The sequence below is a fragment of the Streptomyces sp. NPDC002690 genome (assembly GCF_053592415.1).
In genome coordinates this window covers 1-22,965 of record NZ_JBSFVR010000039.1, presented here as the reverse complement: position 1 = coordinate 22,965, position 22,965 = coordinate 1, and the positions used below count along the sequence as shown (strand labels likewise).

At 72.4% G+C, this 22,965-nt stretch carries 21 protein-coding genes and 1 pseudogene; 12 read left to right on the top strand and 10 right to left on the bottom strand.

Annotated features, from left to right (window positions below):
- The first annotated feature begins 5 nt into the window (after positions 1-5).
- Together ACWD3D_RS08340 and ACWD3D_RS08335 are read left to right on the top strand one after the other, a co-directional pair.
- On the top strand, positions 6-425 hold the full coding sequence (locus tag ACWD3D_RS08340; RefSeq protein ID WP_451460117.1) for a hypothetical protein: 420 nt from the start codon (positions 6-8) through the stop codon (positions 423-425).
- A complete protein-coding gene (locus tag ACWD3D_RS08335; protein ID WP_451460116.1) occupies positions 422-3,109 on the top strand; it encodes a tetratricopeptide repeat protein in 2,688 nt (895 codons plus the stop codon). Before ACWD3D_RS08340 ends, ACWD3D_RS08335 begins: the two co-directional genes overlap by 4 nt.
- Here ACWD3D_RS08335 and ACWD3D_RS08330 read toward each other — a convergent pair.
- The 3 genes from ACWD3D_RS08330 to ACWD3D_RS08320 form a co-directional block, all read right to left on the bottom strand.
- Entirely contained in the window at positions 3,036-4,265 is a 1,230-nt protein-coding gene (locus tag ACWD3D_RS08330; protein ID WP_451460115.1) for a flavin-containing monooxygenase, read from the bottom strand. The two genes, ACWD3D_RS08335 and ACWD3D_RS08330, sit on opposite strands and share 74 nt — an antisense overlap.
- A 157-nt stretch (positions 4,266-4,422) precedes the next feature.
- Complete coding sequence (locus tag ACWD3D_RS08325; protein WP_451460114.1) at positions 4,423-5,688, bottom strand: hypothetical protein; 1,266 nt, start codon at positions 5,686-5,688, stop codon at positions 4,423-4,425.
- 87 nt (positions 5,689-5,775) lie between these two features.
- Positions 5,776-6,195, bottom strand: coding sequence for a hypothetical protein (locus tag ACWD3D_RS08320; RefSeq protein ID WP_451460113.1), 420 nt, complete (start codon positions 6,193-6,195; stop codon positions 5,776-5,778).
- A 77-nt stretch (positions 6,196-6,272) separates the two neighbouring features.
- Between ACWD3D_RS08320 and ACWD3D_RS08315 the strand changes: the two genes are divergently transcribed.
- Together ACWD3D_RS08315 and ACWD3D_RS08310 are read left to right on the top strand one after the other, a co-directional pair.
- Positions 6,273-7,094, top strand: coding sequence for a helix-turn-helix domain-containing protein (locus ACWD3D_RS08315; RefSeq protein ID WP_451460112.1), 822 nt, complete (start codon positions 6,273-6,275; stop codon positions 7,092-7,094).
- Entirely contained in the window at positions 7,091-7,339 is a 249-nt protein-coding gene (locus ACWD3D_RS08310; RefSeq protein ID WP_451460111.1) for a DUF397 domain-containing protein, read from the top strand. Before ACWD3D_RS08315 ends, ACWD3D_RS08310 begins: the two co-directional genes overlap by 4 nt.
- A gap of 12 nt (positions 7,340-7,351) precedes the next feature.
- Here ACWD3D_RS08310 and pspAB read toward each other — a convergent pair whose 3' ends face one another.
- Positions 7,352-7,936: a PspA-associated protein PspAB gene (gene pspAB / locus ACWD3D_RS08305; RefSeq protein WP_451460110.1), complete on the bottom strand. Its 585-nt coding sequence runs from the start codon at positions 7,934-7,936 to the stop codon at positions 7,352-7,354.
- 42 nt (positions 7,937-7,978) lie between these two features.
- Positions 7,979-8,890 carry a zinc metalloprotease HtpX gene (gene htpX, locus ACWD3D_RS08300; RefSeq protein ID WP_451460109.1) on the bottom strand — a complete coding sequence of 304 codons (912 nt, stop codon included), beginning with the start codon at positions 8,888-8,890 and terminating at the stop codon, positions 7,979-7,981.
- 145 nt (positions 8,891-9,035) lie between these two features.
- Here htpX and ACWD3D_RS08295 point away from each other — a divergent pair, with 145 nt between their 5' ends.
- The gene (locus tag ACWD3D_RS08295) at positions 9,036-9,404 is read left to right on the top strand and encodes an FKBP-type peptidyl-prolyl cis-trans isomerase (protein WP_451460108.1); all 369 of its coding nucleotides are present in this window, start codon (positions 9,036-9,038) and stop codon (positions 9,402-9,404) included.
- 64 nt (positions 9,405-9,468) lie between these two features.
- Here the strand turns inward: ACWD3D_RS08295 and ACWD3D_RS08290 are convergent, their stop codons facing one another.
- A complete protein-coding gene (locus tag ACWD3D_RS08290) occupies positions 9,469-10,317 on the bottom strand; it encodes a LysR family transcriptional regulator (protein ID WP_451460107.1) in 849 nt (282 codons plus the stop codon).
- 104 nt (positions 10,318-10,421) lie between these two features.
- On the opposite strand from ACWD3D_RS08290, the gene ACWD3D_RS08285 reads away from it, so the two are divergent.
- A complete protein-coding gene (locus tag ACWD3D_RS08285) occupies positions 10,422-11,168 on the top strand; it encodes an SDR family oxidoreductase (RefSeq protein ID WP_451460106.1) in 747 nt (248 codons plus the stop codon).
- Positions 11,169-11,289: 121 nt separating this feature from the next.
- Here ACWD3D_RS08285 and ACWD3D_RS08280 read toward each other — a convergent pair whose 3' ends face one another.
- Positions 11,290-12,393: a tyrosine-protein phosphatase gene (locus ACWD3D_RS08280; RefSeq protein WP_451460105.1), complete on the bottom strand. Its 1,104-nt coding sequence runs from the start codon at positions 12,391-12,393 to the stop codon at positions 11,290-11,292.
- Between the two features lie 202 nt (positions 12,394-12,595).
- On the opposite strand from ACWD3D_RS08280, the gene ACWD3D_RS08275 reads away from it, so the two are divergent.
- Positions 12,596-13,063 carry a hypothetical protein gene (locus ACWD3D_RS08275; protein WP_451460104.1) on the top strand — a complete coding sequence of 156 codons (468 nt, stop codon included), beginning with the start codon at positions 12,596-12,598 and terminating at the stop codon, positions 13,061-13,063.
- Between the two features lie 39 nt (positions 13,064-13,102).
- Here ACWD3D_RS08275 and ACWD3D_RS08270 read toward each other — a convergent pair whose 3' ends face one another.
- Together ACWD3D_RS08270 and ACWD3D_RS08265 are read right to left on the bottom strand one after the other, a co-directional pair.
- On the bottom strand, positions 13,103-13,789 hold the full coding sequence (locus tag ACWD3D_RS08270) for a pyridoxine/pyridoxamine 5'-phosphate oxidase (RefSeq protein WP_451460103.1): 687 nt from the start codon (positions 13,787-13,789) through the stop codon (positions 13,103-13,105).
- Between the two features lie 170 nt (positions 13,790-13,959).
- The gene (locus tag ACWD3D_RS08265; protein WP_328721186.1) at positions 13,960-14,610 is read right to left on the bottom strand and encodes a TetR family transcriptional regulator; all 651 of its coding nucleotides are present in this window, start codon (positions 14,608-14,610) and stop codon (positions 13,960-13,962) included.
- A gap of 694 nt (positions 14,611-15,304) precedes the next feature.
- On the opposite strand from ACWD3D_RS08265, the gene ACWD3D_RS08260 reads away from it, so the two are divergent.
- From ACWD3D_RS08260 to ACWD3D_RS08250, 3 genes are all read left to right on the top strand, one after another.
- On the top strand, positions 15,305-16,117 hold the full coding sequence (locus ACWD3D_RS08260) for a VOC family protein (RefSeq protein WP_451460102.1): 813 nt from the start codon (positions 15,305-15,307) through the stop codon (positions 16,115-16,117).
- A 94-nt stretch (positions 16,118-16,211) separates the two neighbouring features.
- Positions 16,212-16,640, top strand: a complete 429-nt coding sequence (locus tag ACWD3D_RS08255; RefSeq protein ID WP_451460101.1) for a hypothetical protein — start codon at positions 16,212-16,214, stop codon at positions 16,638-16,640.
- A gap of 70 nt (positions 16,641-16,710) precedes the next feature.
- On the top strand, positions 16,711-17,391 hold the full coding sequence (locus ACWD3D_RS08250; protein ID WP_451460100.1) for a response regulator: 681 nt from the start codon (positions 16,711-16,713) through the stop codon (positions 17,389-17,391).
- A 34-nt stretch (positions 17,392-17,425) separates the two neighbouring features.
- Here the strand turns inward: ACWD3D_RS08250 and ACWD3D_RS08245 are convergent, their stop codons facing one another.
- Positions 17,426-18,664 (bottom strand): sensor histidine kinase, encoded by a 1,239-nt coding sequence (locus ACWD3D_RS08245; RefSeq protein WP_451460099.1) that lies wholly within the window; start codon positions 18,662-18,664, stop codon positions 17,426-17,428.
- Between the two features lie 332 nt (positions 18,665-18,996).
- Between ACWD3D_RS08245 and ACWD3D_RS08240 the strand changes: the two genes are divergently transcribed.
- Entirely contained in the window at positions 18,997-21,237 is a 2,241-nt protein-coding gene (locus tag ACWD3D_RS08240; protein ID WP_451460098.1) for an MMPL family transporter, read from the top strand.
- Between the two features lie 422 nt (positions 21,238-21,659).
- Positions 21,660-22,872 (top strand): annotated as a pseudogene (locus tag ACWD3D_RS08235) (serine/threonine-protein kinase); the annotation flags it as partial.
- Between the last annotated feature and the right edge of the window lie 93 nt (positions 22,873-22,965).

The window sequence follows — 22,965 nt, the reverse complement described above, 5'->3', positions numbered from 1 at the left end:
GCTCCATGACGGGGTGGCGTGGAGCGGGCAGGACGACGTGGTGGGTGCTGGCCGGGGCCGGTGCGGCTGCGGCCGTGGGGCTGCTGGTCTGGGTGACGGCGGCGGATCTGGAGCGGTCCAGTCAGATCGCGGGCGTGGTCGGCACGGTGGCCGGGGTGGTCGCACTGGGGGTGGCGCTCCGGCAACTCCGGGACGGTACGCCCACCGCCCCGGGTCCCGTATCCGCAGACCCGGCTCCCGAGCCCGTCCGGGCGGCAGGCGGCTCGAACGCGGCGCGCGGCAGCATCCGGGCCGCCTCCGCGCACGACACCGCGCCCGGCGCCGCACCGGCGGGGGGAGCGGAGACTCCGGGCATCACCGCGACCGGCGGTTCCAACGCGGCAGGCGGCGACATCGACGGCTCGACCGCCCGGCACGGCTCGTGAGGCGCAAGCCTCTGCCCGGGCCGGCCCCCTTCCCGCAGCCGCCCGTCTCCGCCCGCGCCGGGTCCAACGCGGCCGGGCGGGACATCCTCAACTCCGTCGCCCTGCACATCGAGAACGCCACGCTGACGCCTGCGGAGGCGTACGGCCCCATCCCGGACGACGCGGTGGGCGACGGGCTGACGAACGTGCCGCGCGGCGCTCTCTTCGTGGGCCGGTCCGCCGCCCTCGACTCGCTGGACACGGCGTTCGCGGAGCCGGGCGGGGTGGTGCTGCGGGCGGTGAGCGGACTCGGCGGCGTCGGTAAGTCCGCCCTCGCGGCCCGCTGGGCGGCCGGGCGCTCCGCGGACCGGCTGAGGTGGTGGATCGGCGCCGACAGCGCGGCGGCCGTCGAAACCGGCCTCGCCGCGCTGGCCCGCGCTCTCCAGCCGGGGCTGGCCGGGCTCCCGCAGGAACTCCAACGCGAACGCGCCCTCGCCTGGCTCGCGTCCCACGACGACTGGCTGCTGGTACTCGACAACGTCAACCACCCGGACGACGTACGCCCGCTGCTCGACCGCCTCGGCGGGGGCGGCCGGGTCCTGATCACCACCCGCCTCGCCACCGGCTGGCACCACCTCGCGGCCACCGTCCGCCTCGGCGTCTTCGACCCCGCCGAATCCGTCGAGCTGTTCGACCGCATCCTCACCCAGGACGGGCCCCGCGACACCGGGGGCGCCGCCGAGGTGTGCGAGGAGGTGGGCCACCTGGCCCTCGCGGTCGAGCAGGCCGCCGCCTACTGCCACGAGAACGGCACGACCCCGCGCGCCTACCTCGCCATGCTCCGCTCCTGGCCCGCCGAGACCTACGCCACCGGCGCGGAGACCACCGACGCCGACCGCACGGTCGCCCGCGTCTGGCGCATCACCCTGGACCGCCTCGCCGACACCCCGCTCGCCGGTGACGTGCTGCGCACCCTCGCCTGGTACGCCCCCGACCACATTCCCCGCGTGCTGCTGGACGAGCTGGCCCCGCCGCCGGTCCTGGCGCGGGCGATCGGCAGGCTGGCGGCCCACAGCATGATCACGGCCGGACCGGACGGCACCCTGTCCGTGCACCGCCTGGTGCAGGCGCTCGCCCGCACCCCCGACCCGGACGACCCGCACCGCACGGCGGACGCGGTGGCGGAGGCCCGGGAGCGGGCTGCCGACGGGATCCTGGACGCCGCTGGAGACGAGGAGGCGCCGGCCAGTCCGTCCCTGGGCCGGCCGCTCCTCGTCCACGCCGAGGCGCTGGCCGGGAACAGCCGGCCGGAGGACGACACGGAGGCGATGGCCCACCTGCTGGCCTGGATCGCGAGTCGCCTGCTGGAGCAGTACGCCCTGAGCCACGCCGATGTCCTCTTCCGCCGGGCGCTGACCGCCCTGCTCGCGGCCGGGGGTGAGGGCCACTCGGACATATGGGCCATCCGGAGCAACCTCGCGGGCATCCGCATGGACCAGGGAGAGCCGGAGCGGGCGGCCGAGCTCCTTGAAGAAGTACTCACGGGCATGCGGCGAGCCCTGGGGGAGGACCACCCGCACGTTCTCGGCGTCCGGATCAACCTGGCCTCTGCCGCGTACCGGGCCGGGGACATCGTCCGGGCGGAATCCCTCTTCGACCGCGCCCTCGCCGAGGCGCTCCGCGTCGGAGGCGCCGAACACCCGCGCACCCTGGATGTCAGATCCCGACTCGCCCACCTGTACGAGGCGCGGGGAGACCACCGGCGGGCCCTGGCGATACAGAAAGAGGTGCTCGCCGACCGGGTCCGCATCCTGGGAGACGACCATCTCGACACCCTTTCCTCGCGCGACGACCTCGCGTACGCCCACGAACGGAGCGGGAATCCGACCCTGGCGGTGCCGTTGCTCCGCAGGAACCTGGACGGCCATCTGCGGCTGCTGGGCGAAGAACACCCCATGACACTCCGCACCCGCAGCCATCTCGCCGAGACCTACAGGTTGGTGGGCAACCCGGCGCGCGCCCTCGGCCTGCACCGCACGAACCTCGCCGACGCGGAACGCCACCTCGGACGGGACCATTCGACGACCCTGGTGATCCGTCACCAACTCGCCATGACCTACCAGAAGATGAAGAGGTACGACGAGGCCGTCGCGCTGTACGAGGAGGACATCGCCGAGCGCGTTCGGATGCGCGGCCAGGACGACCCCGACGTGCTGCGTGCCCGCCACTTCCTCGCGGGAGCCCTCGCCGAGGCCGGGGAGCACGAACGAGCCCACCTGCTCTACGAGGACGTACTCGCGGACATGAGGCGGGTCCTCGGCAAGGAACACCGCGACACCCTGGTGGCCCGGTTCAGCGTCGCGCAGAACCTCCTCGTCTCGGGACAGCCCGAGGTGGCGCTGCGCATGCACGAGCGGACCGCCGCCGACCGCGCCCGCATCCTCGGCGCGGACCACCCGGACACCCTGTCGTCCCGGACCCAGGTGGCGATGGCCCTCCTGCTGGTCTTCCGCCCGGCCGAGGGGATCGCCCTCCTGGAGCGCACGCTCGCCGACTGTGCGCGGGCGCTCGGCCCGGACCACCCGCAGACCGTGTCGCTGCGGGAGGACCTGGCCCGCTCGTACGAGACCGTCAGCGAGGCGCTCGGGCGATCCGGTGCGCGATCTTCACCGCGTCCCGGGCCATCTCGCGGAACATTCCGCTGATCGGGTTGGAGAACCCGGTGAAGTACAGCCCCGGCGCCTCCTTCGGCGCCTTGGCACCGTACGCCACCGGCCGGCCCCGCCCGTCCAGGACGCCGAGGTGCCCGACCAGCCCCTCCAGGGCCCGCCGGTAACCCGTCGCCGCGATCACCGCGTCCGGCGTCAGCCGTGTGCCGTCGGTCAGCACCACCTCCGCACCCTCGAACGAGGCGATGGCCGCCACCGGCCGTACCCGCCCGGCCTTCACCGCGTCGATCAGCCCCACGTCCTGCACCGGGATCGCCCCGTCCTTGACCCGTGAGTACAGCCCGGTGTCCGGGCGCGGCAGCCCCTGCGCGGCGAGATCCGGCACCGCGGCCTTCGCCATCAGCGCGCCCGCCCGGTCGACCAGCCACACCGGCAGCCGCCGCACCAGGATGCCGGTCGCCTGCGCGGGCCACCCGGCCGTCGAACGCCGCACGATGTGCGGGACCGTACGCACCGCGATCCGCACCTCGGCGGCCCCGCCCTCCACCAGGTCCACCGCGAGCTCGGCCCCGGTGTTCCCGATCCCCGCGACGAGCACGCTCCGGCCCGCGTACGGTGCCGGGTTCCGGTACTGGGCCGCGTGCACCAGCTCCCCGGACCAGGTCTCCCGGCCGGGCCAGTCGGGTATCCGGGGCGTGTGGTTGAAGCCGGTCGCGACGACCACCGCGCGCCCCGTCAGCACCCGCCCGCCGGTCGCCGAGAGCACCCACCCGGCCCCGTCCGGCGCCCGGTCGATCCGGGACACCTCGACGCCGGTGATCACTTCGAGCTCGTGGAACTCGGCGTACTTCTCCAGGTACCGCACCACGTCGTCCCGGCCCACCCAACGCCCGAACTTCCGGGGCATCTTCAGCCCCGGCAGCGCCGACCAGCGCCGGGTGGTGTGCAGATGGAGCCGGTCGTAGTGCCCGCGCCAGGAGGCGCCGACCTTCGGCGCCTTCTCCAGCACGACCACCCGCACCCCCCGCGCGCGCAGCGCCGCGGCAGCCGCGAGACCGCCGGGCCCGCCCCCGATCACGTAGACGGGACGGTCCTCCGTACGGTCGATGGAGGCCGGGATCAAGGCAGTTCGATCGGCGGGAAGACCGGTGGAAGGAGCGGAACTGCCGTCGGGGGGCGCGGTGTCGGACATGAGCGTCGAGCCTAATCGCGTGGCGTGTGAATGGGTCTCGACCGAGACCGGAATCCGTTGCGAATCGATCACGGCACGCGTCCGGTTGAGCCCCCGTCAGCAGCCGTGCGGGGCGGGGCGGGGCGCACGACCACGGAGAACGGCGGGGATGCCGGGCTCACCCACCGTGGGTGCTCCGGTCCGCCCCCGGATCGTCCGACAACCGCGCCCGCGCCGCGGCCCGCACCTCGGCCGTCTCCATCGGGTCGTCCCGCAGCTCGGCGATCCGGTCCAAGGCCTCCCGCGTGGCGGGCGCCGACGCGATCCCGAGCAACCGTGCGGTCTCCTCGCAGTCCCAGAGGGACTCGGTGAGGAGGGGGTGGACGCGGTCCGGCCGGGTCCGGCCGACCGCCGCGAGCGCATCCAGGTACGCGGTCCGTTCGTACGAGTGCGGCGTGCACAGCCAGAAGCGCAGCAGGTCGGGCGCGGCCCCGGCGGCTTCCGGCCCGAACCGTGCCAGGCGCCGGGCCGTCCGGTCGGGACCGCACCACGCACGCGCGGACCACTGCGCGGCGAGTTCCTCCACCAGTTCGGGCAGCGCCTCGGGGGAGGGATGATCGGCCAGGACGTCCGCCCCCAGCCTCGCCAGCCACGCGCACCCGTCGGCCGCCCACTCACGCGCGGCCGGTACGGCGAGTTCGCCGAGGCGGTCGACCACGAGCCCGACGAGGGGCAGGGGGCGGCGGCCGTCCGACGTGCCCAGCGAGGGGACGAGCGGGAGCAGCGGAAGCAGCGCTTCGACCGGCTCCCGGGACCTCAACGCACGCAGCGCGTCGACCTTTCCGACGCCCGCAGTGCTGGTGTCGGAGAGCAACGCGAACAGCGCTTCGGTGCCGAGGCCGTCCAGTGACGGCCCGGCAGCGGCCGGGTCGTGGCGCCGCACCGCGATGCCCCAGCGGGTCCACGGCTCGGCGCACCAGGGAGGCTCGGCCAGTTCACCGGCCCGCGCGCGTGCGGTGTCGCCCAAGTCCTGCCACCACTCCGCCGGCCAGCGGGACGCCATCGACTCCATTACGGAGTCCCAGTGCGCGCCCCGAGCCACGTACCCGCGCAGCGCCGCTCGGGCCTCCTCCGATCCCCCCAGCGCCAGGAGTTCCAGCACCTCGCAAGCCCGCAGGTGCGCGTCCTCGTCCCCGTCATCCGCCAGTTGGCCGATGACGGGCGCGAGGGGCAGGGCCAGGTCCCGTACGAGGCGTGCCAGGTACAGGGAGCGGTCGTCGACCTGTCCGTCCCACCGCCACTCGCGGCGGATTCCGTCGTACACGAACGCGGCAGCCTCCTGCGGTGCTCGGAGGGCTCGTACCGCGCCCAGGCCGCGCCCTCGTTGCAGCAGGCCCTCCAGGGTGTCGGGGTGGGCGTACGTCACCGCGTCCTCGTCGCTCATCGCCCCGAACCCTGCCGGAACGGCGAACGGACCGCCACGGGATATCGGCCCAGCCCACAGGCCCCGGGACCTATCACGGTCAGCCCGTCACTCCTCGTCCTCCGCCGCCTCCCACGCCAACTGCGCCCGCACCAGGCCGTGCAGCAGCTCCGGGTCCACGTACTCACCCTCCTCCGGCGACCCGCACCGCCAGCTCAGCGGGTACGTGTTGCCCTCGGCGGCGGGGATACCGACCCAGTGGTCCCGGGCGGCCGGGCCGAAACAGGTGGCACCGGGAGGCCAGTCGAACTCCTTGCTGGATCCGGGCGGGATCAGGAAATACGTCCACCGCGCCCCCGCGATCTCCCGCACCACCGGACCGGGCTCACCCGCAGTGAGCGAGATCAGGTGGTGGACGACCGCCTCACCTCGTACGCCCTTCAACCGGATCGCGTCGAAGTGAATTCCGGTCAGGTGGAGTTGATGTCCGGCCACCGGGACCCATTCGGGGAGTTTCTTGTTCGTCATGGCTACGAGAATCCCGCTGGTTGCCTAGCGTGACCAGTACGACACGGTCCACATCGGGTGATGTGGGGGAGAAGGCGGTGGCTGTGGGAACGAGTGGTGAGCCCTCGGGAGTACGACGGCTCGTGGGGGACCTGATCCGCATCCATCGGACGCGCGCGGGGCTCACGCAGAAGGAGTCGGCGGACCGGCTCCTCATCTCCGAATCGCTGGTGGGCGCCTACGAACGGGCCGAACGCATCCCGTCGTTGGAGTTCCTGCACGACGCCGATCGGGTGTTCGACGCGGGCGGGGCGTTGAAGGCGTGCGTCGAGTTGGTGGACGAGGAGAAGTACCCGGCGAAGTTCCTCGACTGGGCGCGGTTGGAGCGGAACGCGCGAGTGATCAGTGCGTACGAGACGATGCTGATCCCGGGGCTGTTGCAGACGGAGGCGTACGCGTACGCGCTCTACCGGTCCCGCAAGCCCGCCTACACGGAGGACGAGATCGTGCGCCACGTGGGGGCGCGACTCGAACGGCAGCCGGTGCTGACCAGGGCCGACCCGCCGCACGTCGGCTTCGTGATGGAGGAGTCGATCCTGGAGAAGTCCCTCGGGGGACCCGCGGTGTTGAAGGAGCAGCTCCTCCATCTGCTGGACTGCATCGGACGGATGAACCACCTGACCGTGCAGGTCGTGCCCTCCCAACAGCACACGCACGCCGGACTCAACGGGCCCATGCAGTTGATGAACACGGCGGAGGGCCGCAGTCTGGTGTTCGTGGAGGGGCAGGGCGGGGATAGGTTGATCTCCAAGCCCGAGCAGGTCAGCGATCTGTCCGACCTCTTCGGTATCCTGCGGGCCCAGGCGCTCAACCCCTGGGAGTCCGCCGAACTCATCGAGAAGAAGGCGGGGCAGCTGTGAGCACCGGTTCCGGACTGACGTGGTTCAAGTCCAGCTACAGCAACAACGAAGGCGGAGCCTGCATCGAGGTCGCGTACGACTGGCGCAAGTCCACCTACAGCGGCAACGAGGGTGACGCGTGCGTGGAGGTGGCCGCCTGCCCCCGGGCCGTCCACGTCCGGGACTCCAAGGTGACCGACGGCCCGACCTTCGCCGTCGCCCCCGACGCCTGGACCGCGTTCCTCGCCGGAACCGTCAGCGCCTGACCTGCGTACGGTTCACAGGCCCGGCGCGCCCCACACCGGGAACCACCGGGCCAGCTCCTTCTCCACCCGCAGGTCGTCCCCGAGTGCGGCGCGGACCTGGAGCTCCAGGCCGTTGTCCCGTTTCTCCGCGCCACCGGGAGCCGGGGCGAACGGGTAGAAGGTGCCGCGCTTGTACAGGTACACCAGCGCCAGCGAGCGGCCTGCCGGGTCGCGGAAGCCGATCAGCGAGCAGAGCAGGTGCGGGCCGAAGCCGCCGTCCTGGAGCAGGGTGTTCACCGCGTGCAGGTCGTTGACCAGCGCGGCGGTATCCTCCGGCGGCTGCTGGGCGAGCAGCCAGGTATAGCCGTAGGCGTCCTGGCTGAACTCCACCGGCACCCCGCCCCGGTCCGTGTCGGCGTCGAGCAGCTCCCGTACGTCGTCCTGGAGCCGGGCGAAGTTCGCGCCCTCCACCCCGGCGAAGCAGACCGAGCCGAGGCCGGACGGCGTGAAGCCGGTGGCGGCCTGGAGGGTGAGGGCGGCGGACGGTACGGCGAAGAGCTGGTCGAGATCGGGACGGACGGGCTTGCTCCGGCCGAGGATCGCGTCGAACAGACCCACGGAAGGCTCCTCCAGGATGACCGGGACTACGGATGACCGGGACTACGGGCGGGACAGGTCCTCGGAGATGCGGGCCAGCTGGTCGAGTCGCTGTTCCAGGGTGGGGTGCGAGGAGATCAGCCGGCTGAAGCTCTCCTTCGAGGAGAACGCGGGAACGAAGTAGAAGGCGTTGTACGGCTCAGCCTTCCGCAAGTCCTCCGTCGGTATGCGCGCCATCTGCCCGCTGACCTTCGTCAGCGCGGAGGCGAGTGCCGAGGGGCGGCCGGTGAGCAGGGCGGCGGTGCGGTCGGCGGAGAGCTCGCGGTAGCGGGAGAGCAGCCGGGTGAGCAGGAAGCTGAGCGCGTAGACGACCGCGCTGATCAGCGGGATCAGCATGACGATGATGCCCGCCGGGTCGTTGCCCCGGCTGTTGCGGGCGAAGCCGCCCCACAGGGCCACCCGAGTGATGATTCCCGCCAGCACGCCCAGGAACGACGCGATGGTCATCACGGCCACGTCCCGGTGCGCGACGTGGGACATCTCGTGCGCGAGGACGCCCTCCAGCTCCTCCGGTTCCAGTCTCCGCAGCAGCCCGGTGGTGGCGCAGACCAGGGCGGTCTTCTCGTTCCGGCCAGTCGCGAAGGCGTTCGGCACGTCACTCTGCGCGATGGCCACCCGTGGTTTCGACATGTTCGCCAGCGCGCAGATCCGGTCGATCGCCCCGTGCAGCTCCGGCGCCTCCTCGGGGGTGACCTCGCGGGCGCCCATCCCGTAGGCGGCGATCCGGTCGCTGAACCAGAACTGCACGATGAACAGCCCACCGGTGATGATCAGGATCACCGCCCACGAGCCGGGCAGCACGGCCAGCAGCACTCCGACCAGGACCACGTAGAGCAGACCGATGAAGAACATGGTCGACACCATGCGCGTGGTCAGACCCCGGTCCGGGGCGTAACGGGATCGGGTCCTGGCCATGGTGCCTCCAATGCCTCGTATGCCTCCATGGTGCTCCTGTCCGCCGGAAAGGGGAGGGAGTCCCCGGGGAGGCCCCGCCGGATAGCGTGATCAGCGGCGTACGGAGACTTCCGGCGCCCGGAGCACGGACAGGAGAGAGGCCGCGATGGAGAAGCCCGAGATCGATCCCCCCGCAGGAGACCCGCCCACCGAACTGCGGATCAGGGACATCGTCGTCGGCGACGGCAAGGAGGCGGAGCGCGGCCAGGTGGTCCGGGTCCACTACGTCGGAGTCACCTTCGCGACGGGCAAGGAGTTCGACTCCTCCTGGGAGCGGGACGAGCCGTTCAAGTTCGCCATCGGCGGCGGCCGGGCCATCAAGGGCTGGGACCGGGGCATCGTGGGCATGAAGGTCGGCGGCCGGCGCGAGCTCGTCGTCCCGCCGCGCCTCGCCTACGGCAAACAGTCGCCCTCCTCCCTGATCCCGCCGAACTCGACCCTCCTGTTCGTGGTGGACCTGATCCAGGCGTCCTGACGCGAGAGCCGCGCGGCCGATGGTGGGCCTGCACGTCCGTTCCGGCGTTCACCAACGCCGTCGGTCACAGGGCGGTGGCCGCGTGGACCAGCCCCGCGACCGCGGTCGACCGGCTGTGCGGGGGCCAGGCGATGACCGTGGTGACGTCGGGGGCGTCCAGGACCGGTACGGCGGTGAGGTCCTCGCGCAGGCCGGTGCGGCCCGACTCCGGGACGATCGCGCAGGCGCGGCCGAGGGCGATGAGCTGGGTGAGTTGCGTGTGGTCGCGCACCTGGGGGCCGGGGCCGTCCGGGAAGGTGCCGTCGGGGCGGGGCCAGCGGGGCAGGGGCAGGTCGGGAAGACCGGTGACCTCGGCGAGCCGCACGTGGGGGCGGGTGCTGAGAGGGTGGCCGGCCGGGAGGACCGCGACCTGACCCTCGGTGTGCAGGTCCTCGGTGTCGAGGCCGGCCGTGTCGTCGAACGGCCGGTGCAGCAGGGCTACGTCGGCCCGGCCGTCACGCAGTACCGGCCCCTGCTCACCCGGCCCGCACAGCAGGACGTCCACGGTGACGGCGCCGGGCTCGGCGGCATAGGCGTCGAGGAGTTTCGCCAGCAGCTCGGACGAGGCACCCGCCTTGGCCGCCAGGACCACGACGGGACGGCCGGTCTCGGTGAGGGCCGCCCGGCGGGTGCGGCGTTCGGCGGCCTCGACGGCGTCCAGCGCCACCCGGGCCTCCCGCAGCAGCACCGCGCCGGCCCCGGTCAGGCGGACGCCGCGGCTGGAGCGCTCCAGCAGGGCGGCGCCCAAGCGCCGTTCGAGCCCGGCGATCGCCCGCGACAGCGGGGGCTGGGCGATCCCGAGCCGCTGTGCGGCCCGCCCGAAGTGCAACTCCTCGGCGACCGCGACGAAGTACCGCAGCTCTCGCGTCTCCATCACGCCAGCCTAACCGGGTCGGCCTGCGGCGATACCCGGCAGGTATCGCCGCCCACTCAGTCGGTCTTGGACGCCCCGCCCCGCGGCGGAGAAGTATCGAAGTCATGACTGAGACGAACACCGTGAACAACCACCGCAGGGTCGCTCTGGTGACCGGGGCCAACAAAGGCATCGGGTACGAGATCGCCGCAGGGCTCGGCGCCCTCGGCTGGACGGTCGGGGTCGGCGCGCGGAACGAGGAACGGCGCGAGGCCGCCGTGGACAAGCTGCGGGCGGCCGGCGCCGACGTGTTCGGCGTACCGCTGGACGTGACCGACGACGCGAGCGTGACAGCGGCGGCCCGCCTGATCGAGGGCCTGAGCGGGCGTCTGGACGCGCTCGTCAACAACGCGGGGATCACCGGCGGCGGGCCGCAGGAGCCCACCACGGTCGACGTCGACCGCGTACGGGCGGCGGTGGAGACCAACGTGATCGGCGTCATCCGCGTCACCAACGCCCTGCTGCCGCTGCTGCGCCGCTCACCGGCGCCGCGGATCGTGAACGTCTCCAGCAGCGTCGGCTCTCTCGGCCTCCAGACCACCCCGGGCGCTGAGACGGGCCCGATCTCCGTCGCCTACGCGCCGTCGAAGACGTTCCTCAACGCCGTCACCGTGCAGTACGCCAAGGAACTGGGCGACACGCACATCCTGATCAACGCCGTCTGCCCCGGCTACACGGCGACCGACCTCAACGGCTTCCGCGGTGTCCGTACCCCCCAGCAGGGCGCGGTCGCCGCGATCCGGTTGGCCACCGTGCCTGCCGACGGACCGACGGGCCGCTTCTTCGACGACACGGGAGAAGTGCCCTGGTGACGCGACAGCAGTCGAGTCTCCGCAGCGAGGACGTCGTGGAGGAGACCAACCTTCTCCCGGCGGTTGCGCCGCACCGTTCACCGGGCCGGGCGAAAACGTCCGGCCCGGTGAGCAGCGTCGGTCAGCCCACCAGCAGCGAGGACTTCAGTTCCTTGATCTCCTTCGAGGAAAGGCCGAGGCCCTTCTTCTCGTAGTTCTCGAACGAGCCGAACTTGGCCTTGACCTCGTCGAAGCCGGAGTTCAGGTACTCGGCGCGGACGTCCAGCATCGGCTTGTACGCGGCGGCCATCTCGGCCGGCATCTGGGCCAGCGCGGCGGCGTTCGCCTCGGCACGGTAGGTGTTGCTGGCGAGGTAGTCCTGCATGACCGTGGCCTTCGGCACGCCGAGCGCGGTCAGCAGGGCGGCGTTCGCCCAGCCCGTGCGGTCCTTGCCCGCCGAGCAGTGGAAGAGCACCGCGTGCTGGTCGTCGTCGGCCAGACCGGCGAAGACCAGCTGGTAGGCAGCCTTGCCGGTGGCCGAGCTGACCATCGACTTCTCGCCGTCCACCATGTACTGGGCGGACTTCTCGGCCGAGGACAGGTCGATCGCCGAGGTGATGTCGCCACCGATGACATCGGCGACCACGTACTTCGCGCCCGTGGGCACCGTGTCCGGGGCGGAGGTGCGCTCACCGGCGGTGCGCAGGTCGAAGTCGACCTTGATGCCGAGACGGTTCAGCTTCGCGACGTCGGCGGTGGTGAGGGTGTTCAGCGCGCCCGAGCGGTAGACCTCGCCCATCTTGACCCACTGGCCCGTGCTGGTGCGGTAGCCGCCCGCGTCACGGAAGTTGACCGTGCCGGAGAGCTGGATCTCGCGGTCCGAGAGGTGGAGCGAGCCGCCCTGCGAAGGGACGAAGTCGAACCACTGGCGGTCGGAGGCCGGCAGGCCCTTGACGGTCACCGTGGCGTGGCTGCCGCCCTTGGCGACGACCTTGCCGTTCGCCTTGATCGCGACCTGGCGGGCGCCGGGGGCGGTCCAGGACAGGGTGTACGAACCGTTGTCGTTCGCCGTGACGGTCGCGGCGGTGAACGGTATCCGCTGGTCGTGCACGCGTGCGGCGGATGCCTTGCCCTGGTGGGCCGAAGCGTGGTGAGGGGCGGCCGAAGCGGCCGAGGCGCCGGCCCCGACGAGCAGGGCGGCGGCGGCGACGGCCGCGGAGACCTTGGCGCGGTTCATGGTGTTCATGGGGGTGAGCCTGCTTTTGCCGGACGAGCGAGGGGCAAACGTCAGATGAATTGGCGACAAAGCTGAGCTGCACCTCTGGTCCGGTGTGCTGTGGGGGTCCGGGTAACCGGAGTGCAGGGTTCCGGCGGTGTGCGTCCCGGCGACGGCCCGGAACCCGCGCCTCCCCTGTCGCGGGTGGCGCGGCGCCGCTACCGTCGCGCGTATGACGCGGAGAGGACGCGGCGCACCTGTACCTCTGGACCCGGATCGCCCCGAGAACCGCGCACTGCTCGACCACCTCCGCGCACACGCCGCGCGGCCCGGCGAGCCGTACGACATGGAACTCGACGGGTGGCAGCTGCACACCCATCCCGACCTGGAGGAACGTTTCATCGCCCTCGCGTCGGGCCATGCGGTGGGGTCCGCCTACGGTGTGCCGGTCCTCTCGGCCGGAGGGGTGGCCGCAGCGGTCGCGTACGGCACGAGCATCATCCTGGTCCGTGTGCCGGCCCTCCCCGGGAACGTCGAACCCGGGGAGGCGCTTGCGCCACTCACCGACGGCGAGTGGTTCTCCGTCAGCGCCTGGCAGAGCGGCATCCCCCAGGCCGACGGGACCGCCAGACTCGGCGCTCTGGTGCGCGAGGCCGCCCGCCACGCACTCGGCCTGAGCCGGAACCCACCTGGTCGGTAGGGGCGGCTGCTGCCCAGCGGCCCTTCGTCGCCGGGGCCGTCACGGCCAGAGCAGCTCCCGCACCCACCCCGGTCCCTGTCGGCGGTAGCGGAGCCGTACGTGGCGGCGGCGGGGGTCGCCCTGGAAGAACTCGACCTCCTGCGGCTGGACGACGTACCGCTGCCAGCTCGCCACTTCCGCGTCCGGCTCGTCCCGCGCCCGCCGCCACGCCGCGTCCGAAGCGCGCGCCAGCTCCCCGGCATCCGCCAGCACCTCGCTCTGGCGGCCGACCAGGCCCGAGGCGAGCGCGCCGGTGGAGCGGGCGTGCAGATCGGCCTGGCTCTCCTGCCGCGACCCGGGTGCGACCGGTCCGCGTACCCGTACGGACCGGCCCTGAACCGGCCAGTAGAAATTGAGCGCCGCGTGCGGGTGGGCGGCGAGCTGGTGTCCCTTGGCGCTGGTGGCGTGGGTCGCGAAGCGCCAGCCGCGCTCGTCCGCGTCGTGCAGCATCAGCGTCCGGACGTCCGGGCGGCCGTACGCGTCGACGGTCGCCAGCGCCATGGTGTGCGGCTCGGGCTGCCCGGCGGCCACGGCCTCGGCGAACCACGCATGGAAGAGGGGGACGGGCGCGTCGGGCGCGGTCGCAGGGTCGAAGCCGGGCAACTCGGTGTCCCACACGCGCTGGGCGTGCAGCAGACGGAGAAAGACCGTGTGCGCGTCGGCAGGGGACGCGTCGTCGTCGCTCATGGCGACCATTGCAGCAGGCGGGGGCGGTGGAGGGGGCGCGCGGCGTGTCCCGGGTACACCGACGGCGGGCCACATCGCGTGTGTGGCCCGCCGTCGGTGAGACAGGATGCCGGGCGTCCGGGGTTGGCCGTGCGCCGCCCGGTGAAGGGGGTCGATCCCCTCGAGGGCGCCTACTTCGTGGGCTTCTTGCCGGTGACACCGAGGTGCACCAACAGGGCGAGGTTCGGGCGGAGTTCGCCGACCTTGACACCCGTGCCCGTGGTCAGGGCCTTCTGGTGCGAGGCGACGGCGGCCAGCATGGCGACGAGCGAACCCGCTACCGCGGCGGGGTTCACGTCCTTGTCGACCTTGCCCTTGCCCTGGAGCTCCTTCACCGCGTCCGTGAGGGAGTTGGTGAACGAACTGAGGATCTTCACGCGGATCTTGTTGAACCGCTTGTCGCCCTCGGCCGAACCGAGGTCGATCACGCGGAGAATCGCGTCGTTGCGTCGCCAGAAGTCGAGGAAACCGTCCACGAGTTCCTCGGAAGCCTGCCAGCCCGCCTTACCGACCCATGAGCGGCCGGAGGCCAGTTCGTTCAGTCCGGTGCCCTCCTTGGCCAGTTCGTCGGCGACTTCGAGGACGGCGCCTTCCACATCCGGGAAGTACTGGTAGAAAGTCGCGGGTGAAGTCCCCGCCTTCCGTGCGACGTCGATGACTTTGACGTCCCGGTACGGCGAGGAGCTGAGCATCTCGCTGAGGCAATCGAGCAGCTTCTGCCGCGTCGCCTGACCGCGTCGACCGGCCACGCGGCCGTCGACGGTGCGTACTTGTCCTGTCATGCCGTCAGCTTACCGACGGGTGAACGGAGCGCGATTCGGCCGAGTGCAAATGGGGAATTACCCAGCGCGCAGAGGGTGAGGGGTGGTATTTCGGCCATCTATTCCGTGCGTTCCACAGGCGGGGACCGATACTTCTGAGGCCCTTGCCACGCGGATGTTCGCGTGGGGTTCCCGAGGCGACCGGTCGGCGTGTAAGTGTTATCAACAGCCTGTGGACAACTTCGGTGGACAACTTTCGTTCCCCCCGGGGACGGTTCCGTCCGCAGGGTCATATCGGGGGGGAGCGAAACCCGGTATCCGGGCGAGGCCGGCCGGGCCCGCCCGAGGCCAAAGGGTCCGCGCGGCGATCGGCGATCGGCGATCGACGACGTAGGGCGTGTCGTGGAAGTCCCGTCTGTCCGGCGAAGCCTGGCACGCACGCCCGCCATATTGTCTGGATCGCCCCGTTGTATCCAGTATCGAGCACCCCTCCGCCTCGCGATCGCACGCACCGGACGCCGCCACTTCCAGAACACGCCCTGGTCGCCCCGCCCTGAGCGTCGTGACCACCTCCCCCGGTGCACCCTCCCGCGGCCCATCGGCGGGCGGCGGACGGCGGGCGCCGTTACGTTGGCCGGGACAGGTGTCACGCACCCGTGACGCGCCCGGCCGCGTGGCAGGACCGCGCGCTCCCGGCGAGGGAAGGACCCGGCCCATGGCGGCATTCGCGCACTCCGTTCCCTGCTGGGTGGAGGTGCACCTCTCCGACCTCGAAGCGGGCAAGCGCTTCTACGGCGGGCTCTTCGGCTGGACCTTCCGCGCCGGGGACGGCATGCCCTTCGCCGACGCCTACAGCGAGGGCCGGCTCGTCGCCGCGCTCGCCGCCAAGACGGACGGCCGGATGCCCACCACCTGGGGCGTCCACTTCGCCACCGACGACATCCGGGCGACCGTCCACGCGATCCGCGCGGAGGGCGGGCAGATCATCACCGACCCCGTCCGCGCGGGCCGCGCCGGCATCCTCGCGCAGGCCGTCGACCCCGACGGCGCCGCCTTCTGGCTGTGGCAGGCGGACGAGCGGCCGGGCTTCGAGAAGCAGAACGAACCCGGTTCGTACTGCTGGACCGAGCTCTACACCCGGCGCCCCGACCGGGTGGACCCCTTCTACGCCCGCGTCTTCGGCTTCCGGAGCACCGACCTGGACGCGGACGCGAGTGGGGACACCGGGGCGGCGAAGAGCGGCGTCGACTTCCGCATGTGGTCCCCGCCCGGCGCCACCCCCGGCCCGGACACCGCGGTCGGCGGCCGGAGCGTCATCACCGACGCGTTCCCCGAGATGATGCCCAGCCACTTCCTGACGTACTTCGCCGTCGCCGACTGCGACCGCACCGCCGAACGGGTACGGGAGCTGGGCGGCCGGGTCACCGCCGCGCCGTTCGACATCCCGTACGGGCGGATGGCGGCGTTCCAGGACGACCAGAGCGCCGCGTTCGCCGTGCTCCAGCCCGCGGAACCGATGCTGCCGTAGGCGGGGACGCCGGGGCGCCGGAAGGTCCGTCGGGTTCGCGCCACTGTCACCGCTCCGCCCTGACCGGCGTACGGGCGCCGCCGACAATGGCGCGATGAGAATCGTCGCCCGCCGGGCCGCACTCGTCCATGGGGGATGGGCCGTCGTCGGATGTGCCGTCCTGCTGACCGGCTGCACCACCGGCTCCGGACCGGGGCGGGGTGGTTCCGACGTGACGCACGGACCCGTCGCGATCGGCACCGCGGCGCCGGACGCCGCCGCGCGGCTGGCGGAACGCTACCGCCGCGCCGGTGGGGTGGGGGAGGTGTACGGGATCGCGCGGAGCTCCGGCGCGGACGGGGTGCCGCTGCTGACCGTGTGGACGCACGACCCGGACGAGGACGACCAGCCCTTCCAGGAACTCAAGGTCTCGGTCACCCGTTATCTGGTGGAGCAGGAGGGCCTTTCGCTGGAGAAGGGCTTTCTGATGGACGTCTTCGGTCCGGACGGTTCCCTGCAGCACCGCCTCGACGCCCGTATCTGAAGCGGCGGCGGGGCCCGCCCCGGCCGGCCGTCCCGGTGGGCCCGTGGCACCGCCGTGAGAGGACGAGCCCGTGGCCGGTACGACGATCGACGTGGTGGTGGCCGACGACCAGGAACTCGTCCGGGCCGGGTTCCGCATGATCCTGGACGCGCAACCGGGGATCGAGGTGGTCGGGGAAGCGGCGGACGGCGTCGAATGCGTGGAGCTGGCGCGACGGCTGAGACCGAAGGTGGTGCTCGCCGACATCCGGATGCCGCGCCTGGACGGCCTTGAGGTGACCCGGCTGCTGGCCGGGCCAGGAGCCGCCGACCCGATGAACGTCGTGGTGATCACCACCTTCGACCAGGACGACTACGTACGCGGCGCCCTGCGCAACGGCGCCTGCGGGTTCCTGCTGAAGGACGCCAACCCTGCCCTGCTGGTGGAGGCCGTGCACGCGGCGGCAAGGGGCGACGCCCTGGTGTCCCCCGCGGTGACGGTGCGTCTGCTGCGGCGGCTGGAGCAGGCGGAGCAGGGCGGCGTGCCGTCGACCCGGAGCGAACCGCAGGGACTGCTGAGCACCCGGGAGCGGGACATCGTGCGGCTGGTCGCGGTGGGGCGTACGAACCAGGAGATCTGCGCCGAACTCTTCCTTTCGCTCTCCTCGGTCAAGACGTACCTGGGCCGCATCCAGGGCAAGTTGGACGCCCGCAACCGGGTCGAGGTCGCCGCCTGGGCCTGGGAGCACGGGGTCGCCCGGCCACGCGGCTGAGTACGGCCACCGCCCGGCAGGCCCCTGCCGGGTCTCACGGACCGACGACCTCCCAACCCGTACCGGAGGCGGCGGACGCGGGCGGCGCCAGGAGCGGGAATCCCGCCCTGACCTCCCAGCCGCCCCCGGGGAACCGGCCGGCCCGCAGGGTTCCGTCCAGCGCCTCCACGCGTTCACGCAGGCCGATCAGCCCGAAGCCGCTGGAACCTCCGGCGGGCGACGGGGAGCCCTTGGGGGAGGCGCTGTTGGTGACGGTGACCCAGAGCCAGTCCGCCTCCACGTCGAGGCGTACCGCAGCCTGGGCACCGGGGGCGTGGCGGCGGACATTGGTGAGAGCCTCCTGCGCGACCCGGAACGCGGAGATCTCCACCTCGGGGCTGAGCTGCGCGGTGCGCGCCGACGCGGTCGCCTCCAGCCGGGCGGCGGCGGCCGGAGCACCGGGCGCGGCGGGGGCCGAGTGGGCGGCCGTCAGCTCGGCCAGCTCGCTCAGCAGGTCACCGGGACGCTGCGGGACGTGGCCCTCCTCCCGCAGGACCCGGACCAGCCGGCGCATCGACTCCAGCGTCTCGGTGCCGGACCGGGCGATGTTGCGCAGGATCGGTTCGACCTTGTCCGGGGCCGTCGCGTGGATCGCCGTCGCCGCATGCGCCTGCACGATGATGCCGGTCATGTGGTGGGCGATCAGATCGTGCAGGTCACGGGCGAGCGCGAGGCGTTCCGCCTGCCGGACATCGGCGATGTTGCGCCGACGGCGGGCCTCCAGGGCGCGGATCGCGCAGCCGAGGGTGATGCCGATGGTGAGCGCCACGGTCAGGACGTAACCGCCGGGGACGAACACCTCCCACGAGCGCATCCGCAGCGGCAGCAGCAGCGCCGCCACGCCGAGTGCCGCCGTCGAGACCGCGGCGGCCCTCGTGCTCGGGGCCTGGGCGATGGTGCGGATCACCAGGGCGATCAGCGCCGCGGCCTCCAGCGCGCCGATCGAAGACTGCGTCGGGGAGAAGACGAAGCAGACGGCCGTCAGCGCCAGCGACATCGCGACCACGCCACCGATGCGCCACCGCATGGGTGGTGAGCGGCGGGTCTCCGCGACCGCGAGCGTCGCGAGCGGGCCGGTCGCCAGGACGGGCAGCCAGTTGGTGGCAGGGGAGAAGGTGTCCGGCGCGAAGCTCAGCAGGGCGAGGTCCGCCACCCACGTCAGGGCGAACGCGAGCACGCTGAACGCGGTGATGAGCCGTCTGACGGCCGGAGTAAACGGAAGATGCCAGTCCACGCGTACCAGGGTATGGAGCGGCCCCGGGGGCGGTGTCGGCCGAATGACCGACAGCGCGGCCCCGGAACGGTACCTGTGGGCGACCCCGGCGAGCACCCGCGCGGGACACCATGGTGATCACCGGCGGCCCGTCGCTTCCCCCGAGGCCGGACGCCGGAGGCCGTGCCGTCGCACGCGGCGACGGTGCCGGGTGTGCTGCCGCCCGTGGGGACGGGGGCCGGCACGCGCCGTGGCTCCCGCCGCCCCACCCGGCGGCGGGCGCCGCGGCCCCGTGTCCGCCACGGCCCGACGCCCCACCCTCACCACGCACCCTTTACGGAGCCCTCCACCCCATGGCTACCTTCCTGCACAGGATCGGCCGCTTCGCCTTCCGGCGGCGCTGGCTGGTCGTCGTCCTGTGGGCCGTCGTCCTCGGTGCCGTCGGTGCCGTCGCCGCCGGCACCACGAACACGGCCTCCTCCCACTTCTCCCTGCCCGGGACCGAGTCGCAACGGGCCTTCGACCTCCTCGACGAGAAGTTCCCCGCCGCCAACGCCGAAGGCGCCAGCGCCCGCGTCGTGGTGCGTGCCCCGCAGGGGGAGCGGGTCGACGGCGGCGCCAACCGGGCCGCCATGGAGAAGGTCCTCGCGGAACTGAAGAACTCCTCCTCCCGTGTCGCGCAGGTCAGCGACCCCTTCGCGGCCAAGACGGTCAGCGCGGACGGCGTCACCGCGTACGCGCAGATCACCTACACCGTCGGGGCCGCCGACCTGACCGACGCCGATCACACCGGCATCGACAAGGCGCTGGAGAACGGCCGTGACCAGGGACTGACGGTGGAGGCGTCCGGCGACGCGCTCGCCCAGCCCGAGCAGGGGATGGCCGCCGAAGCCGTCGGCTTCCTGCTCGCCGCCCTCGTCCTCGTCGTCACCTTCGGATCGCTGGTCGCCGCGGGCTTCCCGTTGCTCACCGCCCTGGCGGGCGTCGGCGTGAGCACCTCCGTGATCACCGCGGTCAGCGCCACCTTCGAGCTCGACAGCAGCACCTCCGCGCTGGCCTCGATGCTCGGCATCGCCGTCGGCATCGACTACGCCCTCTTCATCGTGTCCCGCTACCGCGCCGAGCGCGCCGACGGCTACGACGCCAAGGAGGCCGCCGCACGTGCCAACGGAACGGCGGGCTCCGCCGTCGTCTTCGCCGGTGTGACCGTGATCATCGCCCTCGCCGGGCTCTCCGTGGTCAACCTGCCGCTGCTCACCGCCATGGGCCTCGCCGCCGCCGGTGCCGTCGTCGTCGCCGTACTGGTCGCGATCACCCTCGTCCCCGCGCTGCTGAGCTTCGGCAGCGAGCGGGTCCTCGGCCGCGCCCGCAAGCGCGGTGGAGAGCCCGCCCCGGTGAAGACCGTGAACGGCACCCCCAAGGTCACCGTCGGCCGTCGCTGGATATCCCTGGTGATGCGCAGGCCCGCCGCGGTTCTGGTCCTCGCCGTCGTCGCCCTCGGCGTCCTCGCGCTCCCCGCCGCCGATCTCAAGCTCGGGCTCCCGGACGACGGGTCCGCCGCGCCCTCGTCCACCCAGCGCAAGGCGTACGACCTGCTCTCCGAGTCCTTCGGACCCGGCTTCAACGGGCCGCTGATCGTCACCGTCGACGACCGGACCCCGGCCACCGCGGCCGGCACCGCCGCGTCCCTCGGCAAGGCCATCGCCGCGTTGCCCGACGTGAAGGGCGTGTCGCCCGCCGCCTTCAACCAGGCCGGCGACACCGCCATCATCAACGTCGTCCCCGGCAGCGGACCGACCACCGACGCGACCAAGGACCTCGTCGCGGACATCCGCGCGCTGGCCGCCGAGTCCCAGGACGCGAACGGCGCGCGCGCCATGGTCACCGGTACCACCGCGCTCAACATCGACGTCTCGGACAAGTTCAGCGCGGCCATCGTGCCCTATCTCATCCTCGTCGTCGGACTGGCCTTCCTCGTACTGATCCTGGTGTTCCGCTCGATCCTGGTGCCGGTCAAGGCTGCGCTAGGCTTCCTGCTCTCGGTCCTCGCCTCGCTCGGCTCGCTCGTCGCGGTCTTCCAGTGGGGCTGGCTGAAGGATCTGTTCGGCCTGGAGCAGCCCGGTCCGATCATGAGTCTGATGCCGATCCTGCTGGTCGGCATCGTCTTCGGACTCGCCATGGACTACCAGGTCTTCCTGGTGACCCGGATGCGCGAGGCGTACGTTCACGGCGCCGATCCCCGTACGGCGATCGAGACCGGCTTCCACCACAGTGCGAAGGTCGTCACGGCCGCGGCCCTCATCATGATCTCGGTGTTCGCCGGCTTCATCGGCTCGCACGAGGCCATCATCAAGGCCCTGGGCTTCGCCCTCGCGGTCGCCGTCGCGCTGGACGCCTTCGTCGTCCGTATGACGATCGTGCCCGCCGTCCTCACCCTGCTCGGCAAACACGCCTGGAAGCTGCCGCGTTGGATCGACCGCATCCTGCCCGAGGTCGACATCGAGGGCGAGAAGCTGGCCCGCCGCGACCCGGACGCCGAGAGCGGGCACGGACCCGCACCGGAGGCCACTCCGCAGCTCAGCGGCCGGTACTGACGGGAAATCCGGGAACTCGCGAGGGCGGGGAACCGCGACCGAGGCCCTCGACCGGGGGCCCTCGACCGGGGGCGTGCGCAGAGGTTCTGTGCGCGCCCCCGGTCGTTTTCCGTAGGCGCCACGTGTGCACAACCCCGCTGCGCTCCAGCGCACTTCGGCCACTCCCCGTGCTCCACGCACTCCGTTCCGTCGCCCGTACGGCGGTTGTGCCCGATCGTGTCCTTAGCAGCGGACCCCGTCCGCGCGCCACCGACGGGGCTGGTGACACCCCGATTCGCCCCCGGGTTCGCAACTGGGGGCCGCGCCAGGAAGAATCGGGGTGCGCACCGCCAGGTGGTGCCCGGTGGTGAGACGCTGCACGGGGCGGGAATTCGCGGGCCGGGGTCGTGGGACCAGGGCCTGTACGGGGAGGTGGCAGGCAAGTGGAGCAGCTGACGCAGCACGACCCGAGACGGATCGGCCCGTTCGAGGTGCTGGGACGGCTCGGAGCCGGCGGCATGGGGCTCGTCTATCTCGCACGCTCGGCGTCGGGCAGACGGGTGGCGATCAAGACCGTCCGCACCGAGCTCGCCGAGGACCAGCTCTTCCGCGTCCGGTTCACCCGCGAGGTCGAAGCCGCCCGCGCGGTGAGCGGGTTCTACACCGCCGCCGTCGTCGACGCCGACCCGCGCGCCGCCGTGCCGTGGCTGGCCACCGCGTACGTACCCGCCCCCTCGCTCGAAGAGATAGTGAACGAGTGCGGGCCCATGCCCACCCAGGCCGTCCGCTGGCTGGCCGCCGGTATCGCGGAGGCCCTCCAGTCCATCCACGGCGCCGGGCTCGTCCACCGCGACCTGAAGCCGTCCAACGTGCTCGTCGTGGAGGACGGCCCCCGCGTCATCGACTTCGGTATCGCCTCCGGGGTGTCCAACACCCGCCTCACCATGACGAACGTCGCCGTGGGCACCCCCGCCTACATGTCGCCCGAGCAGGCCCGCGACTCCCGCAGCGTCACCGGGGCGAGCGACGTGTTCTCGCTCGGCTCGACCCTCGTCTTCGCGGCCACCGGACACGCGCCCTTCCACGGCGCCAACCCGGTCGAGACCGTCTTCATGCTGCTGCGGGAAGGGCCCGACACCGAAGGGCTCCCGGACGAGCTCCGCCCGCTGATCGAGTCCTGCATGCAGATGGACCCGACCCGCCGCCCCAGCCCCGCGGACCTCCAGGCGCAGCTCGCCCCGCACCTGTTCGCCTCGGGCAGCGACGACAGCGGCACCGCGTCCGCCTGGCTGCCCGGCCGGGCCACGGCGATGATCGAGCAGCGCCGCGGCGGCGGACGCACCATGGCGCCCGCGCCCGCGCAGGTGGTGGCCCCGCCGCCGCCCCCGCGCCCGCCGCTCGGCGACTGGGACACCAGCCGCATGCCCGAGACCGCCCCGATGCCCCCGCCGTCCCACGTCCGGCCCGTACCGCCCGTGGGCCCCGGCCCCGCCGTGTCGGCGGCATCCGCTCCGCCTTCGACGGACGGCGGCCCGGTCCGGCTGATCGGCGCGAAGGTCGCGATCGGGCCAGGCCCGCGCGCCGCCGAGATCCGGGGAGCCGCCGCCGCGCACCCGGCCGCCGCCACCGGCTGGGTCCGCCCGCCGGCCGGTCTGGCCGGTGCCGTCTCAAAGGCGACGGCGTCCACGACGCCATGCTCGGCATCCCACGGATGTACAACCTCGCCCTCGCCGGACAGACCACCCGCCG

Bases quoted from the DNA above. Each gene is read 5' to 3' on its own strand.
- ACWD3D_RS08340 (WP_451460117.1), top strand. From the start codon at position 6: ATGACGGGGTGGCGTGGAGCGGGCAGGACGACGTGGTGGGTGCTGGCC.
- ACWD3D_RS08330 (WP_451460115.1), bottom strand. From the start codon at position 4,265: ATGTCCGACACCGCGCCCCCCGACGGCAGTTCCGCTCCTTCCACCGGT.
- ACWD3D_RS08325 (WP_451460114.1), bottom strand. From the start codon at position 5,688: ATGAGCGACGAGGACGCGGTGACGTACGCCCACCCCGACACCCTGGAG.
- ACWD3D_RS08320 (WP_451460113.1), bottom strand. From the start codon at position 6,195: ATGACGAACAAGAAACTCCCCGAATGGGTCCCGGTGGCCGGACATCAA.
- htpX (WP_451460109.1), bottom strand. From the start codon at position 8,890: ATGGCCAGGACCCGATCCCGTTACGCCCCGGACCGGGGTCTGACCACG.
- ACWD3D_RS08295 (WP_451460108.1), top strand. From the start codon at position 9,036: ATGGAGAAGCCCGAGATCGATCCCCCCGCAGGAGACCCGCCCACCGAA.
- ACWD3D_RS08290 (WP_451460107.1), bottom strand. From the start codon at position 10,317: ATGGAGACGCGAGAGCTGCGGTACTTCGTCGCGGTCGCCGAGGAGTTG.
- ACWD3D_RS08285 (WP_451460106.1), top strand. From the start codon at position 10,422: ATGACTGAGACGAACACCGTGAACAACCACCGCAGGGTCGCTCTGGTG.
- ACWD3D_RS08280 (WP_451460105.1), bottom strand. From the start codon at position 12,393: ATGAACACCATGAACCGCGCCAAGGTCTCCGCGGCCGTCGCCGCCGCC.
- ACWD3D_RS08275 (WP_451460104.1), top strand. From the start codon at position 12,596: ATGACGCGGAGAGGACGCGGCGCACCTGTACCTCTGGACCCGGATCGC.
- ACWD3D_RS08270 (WP_451460103.1), bottom strand. From the start codon at position 13,789: ATGAGCGACGACGACGCGTCCCCTGCCGACGCGCACACGGTCTTTCTC.
- ACWD3D_RS08265 (WP_328721186.1), bottom strand. From the start codon at position 14,610: ATGACAGGACAAGTACGCACCGTCGACGGCCGCGTGGCCGGTCGACGC.
- ACWD3D_RS08260 (WP_451460102.1), top strand. From the start codon at position 15,305: ATGGCGGCATTCGCGCACTCCGTTCCCTGCTGGGTGGAGGTGCACCTC.
- ACWD3D_RS08255 (WP_451460101.1), top strand. From the start codon at position 16,212: ATGAGAATCGTCGCCCGCCGGGCCGCACTCGTCCATGGGGGATGGGCC.
- ACWD3D_RS08240 (WP_451460098.1), top strand. From the start codon at position 18,997: ATGGCTACCTTCCTGCACAGGATCGGCCGCTTCGCCTTCCGGCGGCGC.